Source organism: Vibrio zhanjiangensis, from assembly GCF_030161235.1.
GTDB lineage: Bacteria > Pseudomonadota > Gammaproteobacteria > Enterobacterales > Vibrionaceae > Vibrio > Vibrio zhanjiangensis.
In genome coordinates this window covers 1-16,798 of record NZ_BSPW01000004.1, presented here as the reverse complement: position 1 = coordinate 16,798, position 16,798 = coordinate 1, and the positions used below count along the sequence as shown (strand labels likewise).

13 protein-coding genes are annotated in these 16,798 nt (G+C 41.5%); 8 read left to right on the top strand and 5 right to left on the bottom strand.

All coding sequences use genetic code 11. The features are described from left to right. Window positions 1-31: 31 nt before the first annotated feature. From QQK21_RS00775 to QQK21_RS00740, 8 genes are all read left to right on the top strand, one after another. Complete coding sequence (locus tag QQK21_RS00775) at window positions 32-4,369, top strand: PAAR-like domain-containing protein (RefSeq protein ID WP_284190296.1); 4,338 nt, start codon at window positions 32-34, stop codon at window positions 4,367-4,369. Window positions 4,370-4,391: 22 nt separating this feature from the next. Continuing rightward, a complete protein-coding gene (locus tag QQK21_RS00770) occupies window positions 4,392-5,318 on the top strand; it encodes a hypothetical protein (RefSeq protein WP_284190295.1) in 927 nt (308 codons plus the stop codon). 18 nt (window positions 5,319-5,336) lie between these two features. After that, window positions 5,337-6,281 carry a hypothetical protein gene (locus QQK21_RS00765; RefSeq protein WP_284190294.1) on the top strand — a complete coding sequence of 315 codons (945 nt, stop codon included), beginning with the start codon at window positions 5,337-5,339 and terminating at the stop codon, window positions 6,279-6,281. Between the two features lie 14 nt (window positions 6,282-6,295). Beyond that, on the top strand, window positions 6,296-7,240 hold the full coding sequence (locus tag QQK21_RS00760; RefSeq protein WP_284190293.1) for a hypothetical protein: 945 nt from the start codon (window positions 6,296-6,298) through the stop codon (window positions 7,238-7,240). Window positions 7,241-7,718: 478 nt separating this feature from the next. Then, the gene (locus tag QQK21_RS00755; RefSeq protein ID WP_284190292.1) at window positions 7,719-9,176 is read left to right on the top strand and encodes a hypothetical protein; all 1,458 of its coding nucleotides are present in this window, start codon (window positions 7,719-7,721) and stop codon (window positions 9,174-9,176) included. A 132-nt stretch (window positions 9,177-9,308) separates the two neighbouring features. Beyond that, entirely contained in the window at window positions 9,309-9,476 is a 168-nt protein-coding gene (locus QQK21_RS00750) for a hypothetical protein (RefSeq protein WP_284190291.1), read from the top strand. A gap of 50 nt (window positions 9,477-9,526) precedes the next feature. Then, entirely contained in the window at window positions 9,527-9,787 is a 261-nt protein-coding gene (locus tag QQK21_RS00745; protein WP_284190290.1) for a hypothetical protein, read from the top strand. Window positions 9,788-9,876: 89 nt separating this feature from the next. Beyond that, window positions 9,877-10,983, top strand: a complete 1,107-nt coding sequence (locus QQK21_RS00740; protein WP_284190289.1) for a sterol desaturase family protein — start codon at window positions 9,877-9,879, stop codon at window positions 10,981-10,983. Window positions 10,984-11,044: 61 nt separating this feature from the next. On the opposite strand, the gene QQK21_RS00735 is transcribed toward QQK21_RS00740, so the two are convergent. From QQK21_RS00735 to QQK21_RS00715, 5 genes are all read right to left on the bottom strand, one after another. Continuing rightward, a complete protein-coding gene (locus QQK21_RS00735) occupies window positions 11,045-12,097 on the bottom strand; it encodes an SEL1-like repeat protein (RefSeq protein WP_284190288.1) in 1,053 nt (350 codons plus the stop codon). Window positions 12,098-12,363: 266 nt separating this feature from the next. Then, a complete protein-coding gene (locus QQK21_RS00730; protein ID WP_431313090.1) occupies window positions 12,364-13,779 on the bottom strand; it encodes an SPFH domain-containing protein in 1,416 nt (471 codons plus the stop codon). Window positions 13,780-13,920: 141 nt separating this feature from the next. Next, window positions 13,921-15,402, bottom strand: coding sequence for a DUF3859 domain-containing protein (locus tag QQK21_RS00725; RefSeq protein ID WP_284190287.1), 1,482 nt, complete (start codon window positions 15,400-15,402; stop codon window positions 13,921-13,923). 95 nt (window positions 15,403-15,497) lie between these two features. Further along, on the bottom strand, window positions 15,498-16,124 hold the full coding sequence (locus QQK21_RS00720; RefSeq protein ID WP_284190286.1) for a LysE family translocator: 627 nt from the start codon (window positions 16,122-16,124) through the stop codon (window positions 15,498-15,500). A gap of 174 nt (window positions 16,125-16,298) precedes the next feature. Continuing rightward, window positions 16,299-16,721 (bottom strand): SDR family NAD(P)-dependent oxidoreductase, encoded by a 423-nt coding sequence (locus QQK21_RS00715; RefSeq protein WP_284190285.1) that lies wholly within the window; start codon window positions 16,719-16,721, stop codon window positions 16,299-16,301. Window positions 16,722-16,798 lie beyond the last annotated feature (77 nt).

The following is a 16,798-nucleotide window of genomic DNA, read 5'->3' as shown; positions in this document are numbered from 1 at the left end:
CAATCAATCGCTCCCACGACGAGAATAGAGTATGCCAGTCACTATCAATGCCAATAGATTAAGTATCGTTCACAAAGGGTCAGGCGGCGAAGCCAATGCGACCTCTCCTGATGTATGTTTAACGACAATTGGTCCCGCAGTTGTGCCGATTCCTTATGGTAACAACGCCAAATCGGCCGATCTTGTTGATGGGACAACAACGGTGAGCGCCGATGGTGGGAAGAGCATTGCTATCAAAGGCAGTAAATTTGCGGTCAGTACAGGTGATGCCGATGGTGACCAAAAAGGCATTTCGTCGGGAACGATTGAAGATGAAGCGGAATTTATTTCTGCTTCAGCCAATGTGCTTCTGGAAGGTAAAGGTGTGGCGCGCCTAAGCGATCAAATGACCATGAATAAGGGCAACACCATTTGTGACGGTGTGCAAAACCCAAGTGTGACGGTAGCCCCTGAGCTTGATATTCCCTCAACGTGCGAGATATGTGCTCGCTACCCTAATGGTAAGCGTCTGAGAAATGCACCCTATGTATTAACCGATGAAGGGATTACGCCACTTGGCGCAGGGGTGTTAGATGGCTCAGGTGAGTCTTTTGTTTCGGGTTTAATGCCAAGTAAAGTCAAATTGGTGATGCAAGAAAGCCAAGATGCTTTTTGTCTCTCTCCCGTTCGGCGCACCAACCCGCATTGTATCGAAGAAATCAGTGACGATGACTTTTTTGATAAGGCGTGTAAAGGCAAACCAGGCTTTTGGCAACCCACAAGGGTAGAAACGGGCCTAGCACCATGGGGCGCGATTGGCCATGAGCTTACCAACGACCGCTATTTTCAAGATATTGTTGGGCTGGAAACGCGCCTGCATTTTACCCACTTGCATCCAGCGACGGACTACACGCTTGAAAAGGCGTGCGATACCTTAGTTGGCAATATCAATATGCCCCTGCCACATACCACAGAAGCCCTGCTTGCCTATTGCATGCCGCTGATACTGGAAGAAGGTGAAATGCTGTCGGTATTGCTTCGTCTTGCGCCGTATGAAACCACGGACCGTATGCTGGCTTACATTCGCTCGCTGGGCGAGGGCAATCCGCAAACCTACCTCAATCATTATGACTGGGCAGCGGCGAAAAAAGCCGTGAATGAAAGCTTCGACAGTTTGCTGAAAAAGCTTCAATCACGGCTGGAGTTTTTGCGCGACCAAGCCAGCAAACTCAAATACGCCTATTTATCCGATGAGCTATTTAACAAGCACATCAACACCATTAAAGCCTACGCCAAGGGGCTAACTGAGCTTATCGCGGGCGTGTTTGCCAAAATACAGCTTAAGGTGTCCACGCTGATGAGCAATACTGCCAACGTTAAGGTGATTAAAGCGCCGGACAACGTCTACTCGGCTGAAGCTGGGGTGATTGAAACCGTGGTTAACACCACCCAAACACTCGATTTGGTTGAACCCTTTATGAACGAAGTGGCGGGTAAAATTGCCGATGTGCTGCCGATTTACCCAGTGCGTTATGGCTATGCCAACTTCTTTGACACCATTATGCCCGCCCAAGCGCCGCCCACTCTGCCAGAAATGGCCAGCGCCTCTGGCCTTAATGAAACCGGCGGCTATATTTTGCGCCTGCTGCGTGAAGGCTGGATTTACATCAAAGAGGAAGAGGGCAAAGCCGATAATCAGCAGATCCATATCTTCCGCTACGCGCAGACCGAAACCGCCACCGGCGTAATTGAAAAGTTTGAGAAATACTATTTCACCAACGAAGAAAACGCTCAAGGTGGCTTAACGCTCGATATCTCATCCGGTGCGACTTTCTACCCGTTTGCCTTTGTCACCAATGGCACACAAAAAATCTCGATTGCTTACTCAGAGCACGAATGGGCCGCAGACATCATAGACAAGATGAACAGCGACCAAGAATGGCGCACAAAAGCCATGCAGCAAGTTGACATGAGCGCTAGCGATGACTTTAGTGACACTGCCACTCAAGATACCTTAAGTCGTTTGGTGGAAGAGTATCGTTCGAAAGATGACAAATGGTTGCTAGCTGAAGGCTTAGATAAAGATAATAGTTATACGCCCGATGTGCTGAGAATTCATAATAACTATTTCCTCTCTGCAGAAGGATTAGTCGAAACGATCAAAAAAAGTCATAGTGAACATAAAGACGGTGCCTTAGTCGCTTTGTTTGATCCTGTAGGTAGGCAGACAGACTTATCGTTTGCAATGAGTATGATCACCGTACAGCAGAAATCTTCGGAAGAAAAAACGCATTACCCAACCTCTATCGGTACTATTATCAATAAAATGAGGGAGAAAGGATCGCAGGAAGTTATTGAGATTGTTGAAGAAAATGTTGATACAGGTGCGTTGGATAGCTTCACCAAGGAAATCGACAAGAAAAAAGCCAAGTATACACAGGCTCGCGAACCTCTGTTAGACCTATATGCTCAGTTTGCCTATCAAGACTTGGCTGATGGAACGGTAGGCTCTCTTGATAATTATCTTAAAATGTTTTTTGACGCTGAAAATGCAAAGCCCGCAGGTGCGGTCAGTGAGGTCGAAAAGCTTGCAGTAATTACTCAAGGCTTGTTTGAAAGTTTAAGTTCAAACGAAGAAGGGCAAAAAGTTCTTGTGGAGATGATCAATTCAGCTTATGAAAATGATCAGGGTATCGCCAACTCTAATAACATGACTTACATTGTGCTCGAATCTTTGAAGAAATTCTTTTTACAATGCCAAGATCAAGTCGATTGGCACATTATTGTAAAGAATCTTCCTATAGTATTCGGCAAACTTTGGGCAGAAGCAAAATCTGCGTCTATATACGGCGCAAAGATACTAGGTAAAGGTCAAAATCACCTCTCTGCTAAAGCTCTTTCTAAATTGGTTAATTCATTTATCCCTACTTTTTTTGAAAAAGTATTTGGAATAATCGAAACAGAGAACAAGGTAAGAGTATCAAAGCAGCATTTGGCTGAAGCATTGGCCCAACTTATCGACTCTGGCGGAAAAAACAGCAGCAAAATCCGCAGCGCAACTCGTCAGTTATCCAGAGCTGAGTCTATGTTTAACTGGTCGGAGAATCAAAGAAACACCCGCTTGAATCAGTATATCCAACAAGCTGAGATCAAAGTTGTTTTTGAGCGTGTAGAATTTAAAGGTCGCATCTCGACGACTAAAGCGAATACTCCTATGGACTTTGTCGGTATGCTGGGTGATGGTGCAATGGCAGGAGCTTCTTGGTATTTTAATTTGCAGACTCTATATGATGTATACGCGCAAGGTGAATTCGATTCAGCTGATCCTCTGAGCAATACATTTTATATGTATGAGGATATGAAAGCCATGGGGGCTATATCGGCCATGCTTGTCGATACTGCTGCAGTTGCGCGAACTGGACTCATTTATAGCAATCAATATTTGCTTCAAGCTGGTACAACAAACCTTGCACAAAGGGTGTTACCCAAAACAACGTCAATATTGGAAACACTTGGTTTATGGGCCGAGCGTAAGGTATTTGCAAGGCTTACTGCAGGAGCTAATGTTGCTATGGTTTTTGTATCGTTAAGCGATGCGTATGAAAGTTATCAAGATGGAAATACAGGTGAAATGCTAGGCCATCTTACCATGGCGACTGGTTCGGCATTGCTTGCTGGTGGTGCATTCTACACATTCAGTTCTTTGGGGTGGGCTATGGCCTTTGGCTTCTTTGCGTTTGCAATAATTGTCATAGGCGGGGTGTTAGTTTGGTTATACAGTAAAAGCCAATTTGAAAAGCTCTTGCACAATTGTTTTTGGGGTCGAAATGACGTTTATAGATTCTGGCATTTCGAAAAAGGCGCAAAGCTAAATATCACGGAAAGATTGAATAAACTTCAAACTTTATATAAAAAAGATACTGTTAAAACAGCATACGCTATTGAAGTTCAAGAGTTTATGAATTTATTAATCAAGCCGTCAGTTGAAGTGCATGAAGATAATGCTCTCTTTAACAGTATTTCCAAATATCAATACACATTTACCCTGCCTAACTTTGTGCTAAATGTGTCTGATATTGTGGCTTCTATCCATAAAAAAGTTATTAATCCATATCAGCAAAAGCCATTGGCATATAACTATGAATACAATGAGAAAGCAACCCAAGCCTTTTCCAAGGCTATTGCTTTGGCAATGAATGAGCCTGCAAACCACACATTTAATAATGGTACGTTGACAGTGACATTTGAAGTTGAAATGGAAGAAGATTGTGTACTTCAATGGTACTATCTGCCATCACCAGATCTGGCAGTACCCATGAGAAGTTTGGTTTTAGATGGCGAAATATCAAGAACTTACCTTGGTATGAGAAATAACGATTACATTGACTAGTGACGAGAAATTTGGATAAAAAATGGAAAATTCATTTCGTAGAAATAAAAGTGGTATCAACAAACTCGTTGATATCAAAGACGAGTGCTTAGATGAAATTGAATTAGTTGCGCTAGATGATCCGCGAGAGCCAATTATGTCGGTTAATGATCGTATTCTGGCGATTCGAAATGGTGTGCATAATTATCGTTCACACTACATTCTCCCCATGGCTATTGGGTTCTGGTGTTTTCTATTTTTTGTAGTTTCTGATCTTGGCCCAAATTCAGCCGAAGTTAAGTTTGCGCGCAGTAATTTGATAGAATATAAAACAGATAGATATTCACTGAGTGACAGTGATTACAACTACTACAAAACAATGCTAGGAGACGATCAAAATAGTGGCATACTTGACTATGTTAAGGCTGTTCATTTATATGGTGGAGAAACACAAAAACGTTATCAAAACGAACACTTTTTTATTATTTTGGTACTATTTACCATATCAGTAGCGCTAACTTATTGGTACTTGCGCTTTCGTATTATGGCGTATCTCTTTTTCGATAGAAAAAACCAGATTGTTTACACATGGCGTAAAGGGCGTGTGGCTGCCTGTCGTTTTGAGAATATAGGCTTTCGCGAAGAAACGCTTGGTTTACGGCTGTTCCTATATGGTGAAAAGAAAAAGACGGAGGATGGCTATACGTATAAAGAAGTGGAGTTTCTTATTCAGCCTTCAGAGTCCATGTTTTTTAACAGTAAGCAAGACAACAACCTTCTTCTGGCCCAGTTGTTTGCTTTTATGGGAACAGGGAAACAAGCCGTGATCAAAGGTGCTCAATTTGAAAGAGAAATGCCGAGAACATGGCAAGCTAAAGACAAACAGCCAGAAGACTTTGATGCTAGGCTTGAAGAAATCTTAAAGCGCGAGCATGAATTACCCCAACTATACCAAAAAAGGTTTATTTAATTTAGCAGCGATAAACAAATGAAACGCAGATTTTGGGGCATATTGACCACCAAAGCTCAGCCTTTTTCCAAATGGTGGCAGGAGTTTCGCGCAGAGGTGGCCGTGATTCCCATGGAAGACCCTCTTGACCCTATCGTCTTTGTCGATGATAGGGTGCTTACCGTAAGAACTGGTTATCACAATCGGCGCAATGCCATTCTCGTGCCGCTGATGATGGTGTATAGCTTTTTTTCAATTTTAGCGCTTAATGATTTGCTGCCTGATTTTGAAAGTAAGCAAGAATTTGCTCATGAAATGCTAGAGTATGTTGAGCAACAAAGGGCATTGGCAAACCCATCTTACAGAACTGACGATATTGAAAGGCGTTACAAAGCGCTGCTCGATGAAAATGGTGAGGTGACATGGTCTACTTATTTAAGGGCTAAAGAGTTAGAAGGTCAACTTGAGAGTCTTATGGATGATTTTCTTTTTTTATGCTTTTTTTTATTACCGAACATTTCTATGTGGGTCATTTTCTTTCTAAAACCAAGAGATGCCGAAGTGTATTTTGATCGCCAGCGCAAAATTGTTTATAGCTGGCGCCATGGCAGGGTGGGTGCGGCCTACTTTGATAAAATGGGTTTAATTGAAAACCAAGTCGGTATCAACCTTGTGTTGCAGTTTGAAAACAAAAAACAAAAGGGCTACCACCCGATGGCGATTGTTGGTATTGATACGGGCAAGCTGACCTTTCACACCGAAGCCGATACCACGTATCCACTCGCGCAAATCCTCGCCTTTATGGACCACGGCAAAAGTGCAGTGATCACTGGCCCTTCTTTTAAGCGTAAACCCGCCAAGTTTTTCTGGCGCGTGGATCCTAAACCCGATAACTTTGAGCAACGCGTTAACGCCGCCCTGGAAGCCGAAGGGGATTTTGTTCATCAATACCAAACTCGCTGGGTAAAAGGGCACGCGATATAAAAGCAAGGAAATAAATGAAACGCAGATTTTGGGGCATATTCACCACCAAAGCTCAGCCTTTTTCCAAATGGTGGCAGGAGTTTCGCGCAGAGGTGGCCGTGATTCCCATGGAAGACCCTCTTGACCCCATAGTATCAGTAGATGATAGGGTGCTTACCGTAAGAACTGGTTATCACAATCGGCGCAATGCCGTTATCGTTCCGCTGATGATGGTGTTTACCTTTATGCCACTTTATATGTTTTATGATTGGATGCCTAACTTTGAAAGTCGGCAGGAATACGCGCATGATATGCTGGAGTATTTTGAGCAACAAAAGGCTTTAAGACACACTACGTATGGTGCTGACGAAGTTGAAAAATATGCCAGAGCATTGCTAAATGAAGATGGTGAGGTAACTTGGGCTACTTATATAAGGGCTAAGGAAGTGGAAGGCACGCTTGAACATTTCCTCACAGGCGTACTAATGATAAGTTCTTTTTTGTTAGTGGGTATTGTTATGTGGCTGCTTTTCCTTCTTAAACCTAGAGATGCCGAAGTCTATTTTGATCGCCAGCGCAAAATTGTTTATAGCTGGCGCCATGGCAGGGTGGGTGCGGCCTACTTTGATAAAATGGGTTTAATTGAAAACCACCTTGGCATTAACCTTGTGTTGCAGTTTGAAAACAAAAAACAAAAGGGCTATCGCCCGATGGCGATTGTTGGCATTGATACCGGCAAGCTGACCTTTCACACCGAAGCCGATACCACGTATCCACTCGCGCAAATCCTCGCCTTTATGGACCATGGCAAAAGCGCAGTGATCACTGGCTCTTCTTTTAAGCGCAAACCCGCCAAGTTTTTCTGGCGTATCGATCCTAAACCAGACAACTTTGAGCAACGCGTTAACGCCGCCCTAGAAGCCGAAGGGGATTTTGTTCATCAATACCAAACTCGCTGGGTAAAAGGGCACGCGATATAGTCGCTGGTAGCCTGTTTGAAACAAGTCAACTTATATCTAAATGCTTCCTGTTTAATCATATATTACTTAAATAGACTTAATGACTATGAAAAAAGTGTTTTTGCTTAGTGATATGTGCAGAAATAAACAGGTTAAAAGTTGTATAATGATATTCTACTGCATATTAGATATCTGAGTTCAATATTTGTGGAAACGGAAAAAAGTCATAGTATACCTAAGAAAGACGCATTTAAAGTAAGAGATAGAGCCGAGTCTATAGGATCATTGTTGAATTTTTCTCTCAGCTTGGGGATTATCTATTTTTTTTGTTCGAATATGATTGAGTGTTTCCAGTATCTAGATACTGGCGATATGGAAAGAGCTTTTGCTAGGTTTGTTTTGGCATGTTCATTTTTATCTGTGTCTGTGATGATAACTATAGGAATGTTTCTACTAAATAAATATTCAAAAAAACAATCAAAAATATTGTGAAAGGCATATGAATAAAGAAAATAAAATATCTTTATTGGAAAGAATATATAGAAGGTGGATCAACTTTACTCTAGTGGGCACTGTTAGAAAAGATAACCACAAACGAAATTCACTTACTAATACACGAAGACTGGCAGATTACACAAATCACTTCGCTGAATGTTATAGTATAGAGCCATTAAAAGACCCTCAAGAGCCAATAATGGCTATTGATGAGTCAACTCTATCTGTAAGAAATGCAAGTCATAATTATAGAATGTATATTTTATTACCATGGGTAGCTGCTTTATGGTGTGTCTTTTTATATCAAGCGTATGAATTTGGCCCCAATAGAGGAATGATTTCATACGCTCACGATAACATTCAACGTAACTTAGAGCTGAAATCATTGGGATACAATTATGATAAGAATGATGATAACTATTACCGAGCTCTAGTCGGAGATAGCGGTAAGGGATCACGTATCGACTTATTTATTGCTGTCCATAAATATGGTGATGAAAATTATCGAAAATCAATATATGAAAAAGTAGCGATCATTAGTCTGCTATTTATATTATCACTAATAATTACGACGGCTTTTTTGCGATTCTATCGACGTGCGGATATTTTTTTTGATCGGGAATATAATATAGTTTATACGTGGTACTTAGGAAAGTTATTCTACTCGAGCTTTAATAACCTAACGTTTCGGGAAGATACATATGGGTTAAAACTTTTCTTACATCATAAAGATTGGAGTGACAGAGGCAATACGACAACTCGTTACTTTTATGTGCAGGGAACAGGCAGAGTATTTATGAACACTGAAAATGATAACACCTTTCTGTTGACGCAAATCTGTGCGTTTATGAGTAAGGGAATCAGTGCCGTTATCCAAGATAACAGCTTCTTTCGTCCTATGCTTGTGCCTTACTTGCGCGTTGATAAAAGGCCAGAAGATTTTAAGCAAAAGTTTTCTGACATGGTAAAAGATTGTAGTGAATCAGTAGAAATGGATAGAGAAACCAGTAGTCAATCACGGGCACCAGAAATAGTTACTCATAATCAATCTGAACGCTTTGTGACCACAGCACTATGTTCTGCATCTATTGTGTGGTTGATAATTATATCGATTTTGGATTACTTTTGGTCGGTTCAGATACCTGGAGAAGCCATTTTAACTAATATAATCCCTACATTAAGTGCAGGTGTGTTAATTGGCTATCGATATGATGCCTTACTTGAATCAGGAGTTCGTTGGACCTCATTATTTAATTGGATGATGATTCAATTTATCGCCTTTTTTGGTTATCTGATGATTTGGGAGAAACTAAGCTTAGCTGATCTATTTATCGGGGCTAATGTGTATGAACTCGTTTTAATATTTTTAGTTGTGGTTTTATCATTTTCACTGACATTGTTCATTGCAAATTTTATTTTGACATGCGGCGAAAAAATAGGTGTAAACCTAAAAAAAGACTAGCTTGTATGAAACATAGTAGGAAAATTGATGGGCACATACTGACCAGCGAATTTTACTATTCAACCAACTGGCAGGCCGCATTTAAACACAAAGAGTGAAAACACCGAGTTTATCGTACAAGTTTTTTCTTTTATGGATAAGCGAAAAAGGGCGGTTATTACAGGGAAGCGATTAGAGCGTGTTTTCCCTAAGTCGTACTTATTTACTAACAAAAAACCAGACAAATTTGACCATCGAGTAGAAGAAAGTCTAAAAACAGATGTTGAGCTAACAGAGTTCTACGCTAAGTATTTGTTTTAGGGTTATTCAATTCAGAATGAAGTCAAAAACATTAAATATAAGGAAGAAATATGACAAACAGCACAAGCAAAAAAACTTCATCTGAACAACCATTAGATATTACTTATGATCAAATACCTTGGTATCGTCGTCGTTGGTTTCTTGCTGTGACGATGCTATTGTTTATGCCGCTAACAGTAATATTAATTTTTACTGGTGATATTTATCTAAAACGTCAAGGAAATGTTTATGAGATGCAACCTTCTCAGAAAGTAATGATTTTAGTTGCGTGTTTTTCACTTATGTTTATTAATTTCTTGAGATTTACATAGTGGTTATGAATCGTTTTATATTCAGCAGAATATACATAACGGGAATGATCAATAACTAAAGACTTTGATTCACATAGGTGAGGACATCGATGAGTAAAACTATTCTGCCAGAAGGGAGTTTGAATTTAGGTGAGGGTAATATTAGTGGTTATATCGCTTGTTTCTTAGCCATACTCAGTTTTCTGGGCGTTTTAGCTTTTCATTTTCCTGAATATCTGACAACTCCAGATCTGCGTCAGGCTTATGACGTAGACCTATTACGACATATCATGTTCATCAGCTTAGTTATTTCAGGAAGTCTTGGGCTACTTAACTTTATTAGAAATCGCCGTAAGCGTTTGGGTATAATTGCTTGGGTGTTTATTGCTATATCAATTGCTCTTGGAGGTAATAGAGTCGAAGTGGTTGATTGGCAACAAGGCTCGTACTACCTTGGCCTTGATTGGTTTATTCTGGACCTACTGGGTTCAACACTGATTTTTGTGTTGATCGAGAAGCTCATTCCCCACCGTAAAAATCAGCCAGTTTTAAGGCCAGAATGGCAGGGGGATCTGAATCACTTTCTACTCAATCACCTTATTGTTGGTTTTGTACTTTTGCTAACGAATAAGTTTGTGCATGGGGCTTTTGGTTGGGCTGTGTCGGGAGAAATCCAAAGTGCTATCAAAGGTCTCCCATTTGCATTACAACTATTCTTGATTATTCTAGTTGCAGATCTTATGCAGTATACCGCGCACAGATGCTATCACGAAATCCCGTTTCTATGGCGGTTTCATGCAGTTCATCACAGCGCTAAGCATATGGATTGGTTGGCAGGATCGAGACAACATATCTTGGAATTGATTGTTACGCGCTGTGTGGTGCTTACTCCAATTTTTATTTTGGGGTTTCCAGAAGAAATAATTGAACTATACGTGATCATTGTTGGCGTTCAGGCTGTCTTTAATCACGCTAACGTTCAGGTTAATTTTGGTTGGCTGAAATACATCATAGTGACACCACAGTTTCATCATTGGCATCATTCCTCAGATAAAGCAGCTATTGATAGAAACTACGCTGCGCATTTTTCATTTCTCGATTACCTATTAGGTACCGCAGTAAAAGGTCAAAAGGAATGGCCTGAAAAATATGGTGTAGTTGGCGATTATATCCCACTAGGTATGCTAAAGCAGCAGATGTTTCCATTTAAGAAATAGAGTTGGTTGGAAGACGTTATTTTACCCTTGACGTTGTCAGTTGAGGTTTAAACTAGTACAACTAGGGAGCTGCTCCCATCTTATCAAGCTTACGTTGAGCAGCCTCATCCCCCTGATCAGCAGCTTTGCGATACCAGTACGCTGCTTGCCTGTTATCTTGGGGGACACCTTTCCCTTCTTCGAACAAAACGCCAAGATTCTTTTGAGCTGATGCATACCCCTGCTCAGCAGCCATACGATACCAATAAAAGGCTTGTGCGTAATTCTGAGGAACACCTCTACCTTGGTAGTACATAACGCCTAGGTTGCTCTGAGCTATTGCATTCCCTTGCTCAGCAGATTTTCTATACCAATATGCCGCTTTTGTGTCGTTTTGAGGAACTCCTAGTCCCGAATAGTACATATAACCTATATTACTTTGACCTACATCATTCCCTCGCTCAGCAGATTTTCTATACCAATACGCTGCTTCTGTATCGTTTTTAGAGACCCCCTTACCCTTGGCATACATAAACCCTAAGTTGTTTTGGCTTATTGCATATCCTTGGTCAGCGGCTTTTCTGAACCAATAAAAGGCTTGTGTATCAAACTGAGGAACACCTTTACCTCCAAGATACATTAATGCGAGGTTATCTTGGCTTTTTGCATACCCCTGCTCGGCCGCTTTTCTGTACCAGTAAACTGATTGTGTGTAGTCTTGAGGTACCCCTTTGCCCTCTTCGTAAATGGCACCTAAGTTGTTTTGACTTTTCGCATGTCCCTGTTCGGCCGCTTTTCTGTACCACTTCATCGCTTCTATTCTATTTTTAAAAACGCCTTTCCCTTCATCGATCATCGCCCCCAAGTGAAACTGAGCATCTGCATTTCCCTGTTCAGCAGCCTTGTGATACCAATACATCGCTTGCTTATAATCTTGAACGATGCCATTTCCTTGTTCATACAAAATGCCTAGCTTCAATTGGCCTGTCGGGTCGCCTTGTCTGGCTTGGTCCAAATAGACATTTATTTGGGGTTCTTTCCCCGAGTCATGTTGACCTTCGCATCCAAATAAGCCCAAAGAGGCTAATAATAAAATGAATACTCGCATTTCTACCTCGGTTGTATCAGGAGTCATTAATTAATGTTGTGGTTTTCAAAAAACCGATAGCTCGAAGCGGCAGAATCGCTGTAATGGTCTTCGGTAGAAAACAATCATCGAATATAGCCGAGCGAGAAGAGGGGGCTTTGGCATCGTGTTATCTTGGATTGAAAACTCAATCTTAGCCGGTTTATCTGGCTTTTACTTATCTATGTCACGATAGCAAAAAACTGAGGCTGATAACGAGTATCAGCCTTGCCATTGCGTAGGAACCGAAGCCCAAGCTTTTGGTGCGTATGGTCTTATTTCTGTACGACTTTTTTGGTTTGGTCCATCAAGCCCAATGCGCCAAATCCAGTAATGACATCAAGGTTGGTTTTCAGGCCAGCGGCTTCACCACCACCGATGTAGTTTTGTGGCATCTGAACTTGGAAGTTTTGCAAGTTGTTGTACAGTGAATTCGCCACATCTCGGTTCAACTCTGCCAAGTATACTTCTCGGTTTGCCCCCAGTGCTGCGTATTTTGCTTTTAAGACCTCGGCTTCTGCGCGGCCTTTTTCCCGAATCGCTTTCGCTTCAAATTCTGCAGATAATGCATTGGCTTTTTGAATCGCTAGGTTAGCTTCTGCTATCGCCAATTCCTTTTCTTTTTCCACCTCAGCTAGTCGTTTGGTTTTCTCTACTTCGACGATTTCACGTTCTGCTATTTGGCGCGCAACTTCGACCTCTTTTTGTTGTGCGATGATCGCCAGCTCTTTTCTGCGCTGGGCATCTTGTACTTCACGAGTACGCTGGATCTCTTTGCGCAGCTGCTCTGTCTCTGCTTGTGCCTTTGAGGTCTCTTGCTCCTGAATGGCACGGATGCGATCCGCAACCAAACGTTTTTTGTCTGCCAGTAGCTGATCAAGCTGATTCTCAGGCTGCGGGTCACCTATGGTTACCTGCGTCACTTGAATACCGTATTGTTGTAATGGATTGTCCTGACGGATTGGTCGCCCCGTATCATCTTCTACCGGCACCGTCTTCCATACCAGTTGATTAGTACGTTGCAGTTGATTTGCGTTTGATTGATTCACGCCCACAGGAGCAAGATCTAATTCTTCCACTTCGACCTGACGACGTTCGGTTAGGTATATCCCTTCACGTAGCTGATCACCCAATTTGGATTTGAACTGGTTTAAACCACCTTGGAAAAACTCTTCACCCGTATATTGAGTTGCAGTAATCACGGTTACGTTACGCGCGTTTTTTACCAGTAATGCATCAATCAAATTGGTATTATTGCGAAACTCACGGTGCATCTTCTTGATTGCTGCAGGATCATTGCTGAGCTTGAAACGGAAGGTGACGGGTATTTGACCAATGTAGGTATCGGCAAAACGAACCTGCACCGCATCGAGACGCTGATAAAAATCTTCACCTTTGTTATTTCCGAATGACACAGTGATCAGCTGGTCATACTTGGTGATTTTGGACAGAAATGGCATGCGAAAATGGATACCAGGTTCAGTGAATACGTCCAGCTCCCCAGTGAGATTGTTCTGATGCACATAGCTATAACCAGCATCGGTCATCAGAACTGAACTATTAATGGTTAAACCTATTGCAAGCAGCGGGATACCAAATACAGCGGCTTTCAATCCTTTATGTAATAACTGACGTCTTTCTTCGACTCTCACTTCTCGTCCCAAATATTTGTTGCAAATATAAAAAGCCATTATATCTATCAGTTGTTATTCTCACATTAAGCAAAACGACTGATTTTATAGGTATTTTGCAGGAATAGACTGGTTTCTTATTTTTACAACACAATCCGGTTTGTGATTCGTCCTTTATCTTTTTAACAGACCTTCATCGATTCAATATCTAGACGTTGATAGTAAAGGTTGATCATGAGATGAGATATTGGTTCGTTCGATGACCCTATCGAAATTGGTAGCGTGTTCATCAGGCTGATCTGAGTTGACGAACATCGGTTCCTCATTGGTTTGTATAACAAAGTTATGTTGTGCTAACACCCTATTTTGATAAATGATCTCAAAGGTCCAATTGCCTGCTACCAATTCTTCTGAACTGGAAAAGTGCCACAACGCCTGATTACGATCGTGCTCAAGCATGGTATCAGGCCAACTACTCACCGTGAACGTTTTCCGATAGTCTGTTGACGTAATTGGCGGATGAGTGACTCGGACTGTGATAGGAAAGGTCTCTAATCTACCACTCTTGCTATTAGTGGTTACTTTGTATTGAAATCCGATAAAATCATTAAGTTCAGGGGTTATGATTTCGCTATCTGGTAGTCTAAAGTTATCCTTAATTGCTGGCTTCTTACCGCCTTTAAGTACAGTGACCGTCGGAACTACTGTTCCTAACACATCACTACTAAATCGAGTTTTAGCCACAGGGGTGCCTTCAATCGACAGATATTTAATCTCTTGTTGAGCATCTAGTTGAAGTTTTATCAAAGGGTTATGGAAGGCCAGTAAGCGCGTCAGCTGTTTGTTGTGCCGCACATTTAATTGTCTAATCTTATTGTTGTTCAATTCAACATCATGAAGTAGAGGAAGATCTGCTAAATTGATAGCCGAGAATTGGTTGAAGCTGGCAATCAGCCTATTTACCCTGCCAACACCTGAAAGGTTAATATCGTGCAACTGGTTATTACGTACATTGAGCATGACCAACTGTGGATGCTCCTCTAACACTATTCGCTTGAGCTGGTTGTTCGGTAATTCCAAATGTTTTAGGCGAGTCAAGTGAGATAAGTTCAACTCATTTAACTTAGCCCCAGACACCACTAGCTCTTGAAGCTTGTGGTTTTGACGTATATTAAGCTCGGTTAGCATACTTTGGCTAATAACAAGACGCTTAAGGTCAGTAAGATGTCCGACATCCAGCTCTTCAAGCTGAGTACGATTGGCATATAAGCTTGCTAGTTTATGGTTGTTGTAGAGGTCTAGCTTGGTAATCGCGTTTCCAGAGATATTAATAAACTCAAGTTGAGGGTTTGAACTAACATCGATGGTTGTCAAGCGGTTCCTTGACACAGTCAAGCGTTTAAGTTGGCTTAGGGAGGAGAGATCAATACTCTCAATGTCATTTTCAACAAACTGAACGTCTTGAGCTTGAGTAAAAAAAACAAGTTCACTGACGTCTCGAATATTACTGTAATTGCAGATAATATGGGTGACCTGACTTATTTCTTCAACATCGAGTTTTTTGATACAGCGCTCAAAAGCATCATCGTTAAACTTGATTTCATTAATCAGTACCGGATTAGGGCTTAAGCTATGTGCTGATATGCTGAATAACAGGATAAGTAGCGAAATGAGAGGCTTCATAGCGATCCTAATCAATGAATTAACAAGAGAATATTGAGAGTTTTCATAAGGAAAGAAAACTACCAGCACACTAAATGATTCTTTTCGTGATGTCACTATTCTTGCTTTAATGCGGCGACAGCAAAGCCCGAAGTGATGAAAGTTAAACCTGCTCCTATATTGAGTCCATTCACCACCCGCGGCTTTTTATTAAGCCAACCCGCCAATTTAGATGCAAATATTCCCATCAGCGAAAAACCTATCGCTGTTAGCAAAGCAAACCACGCGCCGTAGACGACCATCTGGGTTGTTACTGAACCAAGTTGCGGGTTTACAAATTGCGGTATGAAAGCGAGTACGAACATTCCTGGCTTAGGATTTAGCGATGCGGATAAGAAACCAGTCGTGACAATACTGGAGAGTGGCTTTTTTTCACTGGGGGATAAGTTAATAAGGCTTCGAGACCTTAGTACTTTAATACCCAGCCAAATAAGATATCCAGCGCCTACGGTTTTTACAATGAAAAATGCTAGCTCTGAAGTTTGTATTAATAGTGTTAATCCAAATGTCGCGGTTAAAACATGGAATAAAATACCGGCCCCAGATGCTAATCCAGACAAGCTTGCAGCAAGTTTACCTTGGCTCAAGCCTCTACCAATGGCCAAAATATTATCTGGGCCCGGTGATATAACTAAAACTAAACATGCCAACGTATACGTTATCCAAACTTCTATCGGGAACATGGCCCCCTCCTTGAGTATGATTATATTTTTTGAGTCGATAGATTTATATGACTACCAGCTAGTCATCAATAAATATCATGGTAAGTCCATAACTTACCATATAAAACTATATGATAAAGCAAAGATATAAGCAGTCTCGAACTTAGGAATTGCGGTATTTGTTGGCATTCCTAGCTATCTCTTAATTAGGCCGCCATCGACAGGGATCTCGCTGCCTGTTATATACGATGATGCGGAAGAAAAAAGAAACATCGCCACGTTCGCAATTTCGTTAGCGGAAGCTGCTCTGCCCAGTGGCAGTTGTTCGACAATGCTTTTTTCAAATTCAACTTGTTCCTCGATAGACAAGAAGCGCCTTAAATTAGTGATAACAGGACCTAGGGCTAAACTATTGACCCTTATTCCTCTATGGGCGAGTTCATTACTCCACACTCTAATGACAGCAGAAAGAGCACCCTTAGACGCGGTATATAACGAGGTCAGCTTTGCACCCTCGTAAACAGAGCTAGAGCTAGTGACAATGACAGATGCATTGTCCTTCAAGTATTCACTTAGTGATGCCAGCTGTAAAAGTGGGCCTCTTATATTTATATCCATGATCTTACTGTAGTTAGAAGTGGACCCCAATGGTTGGACACATAAACTAATTCCTTAAGTGGTTGATCCAGCTTATG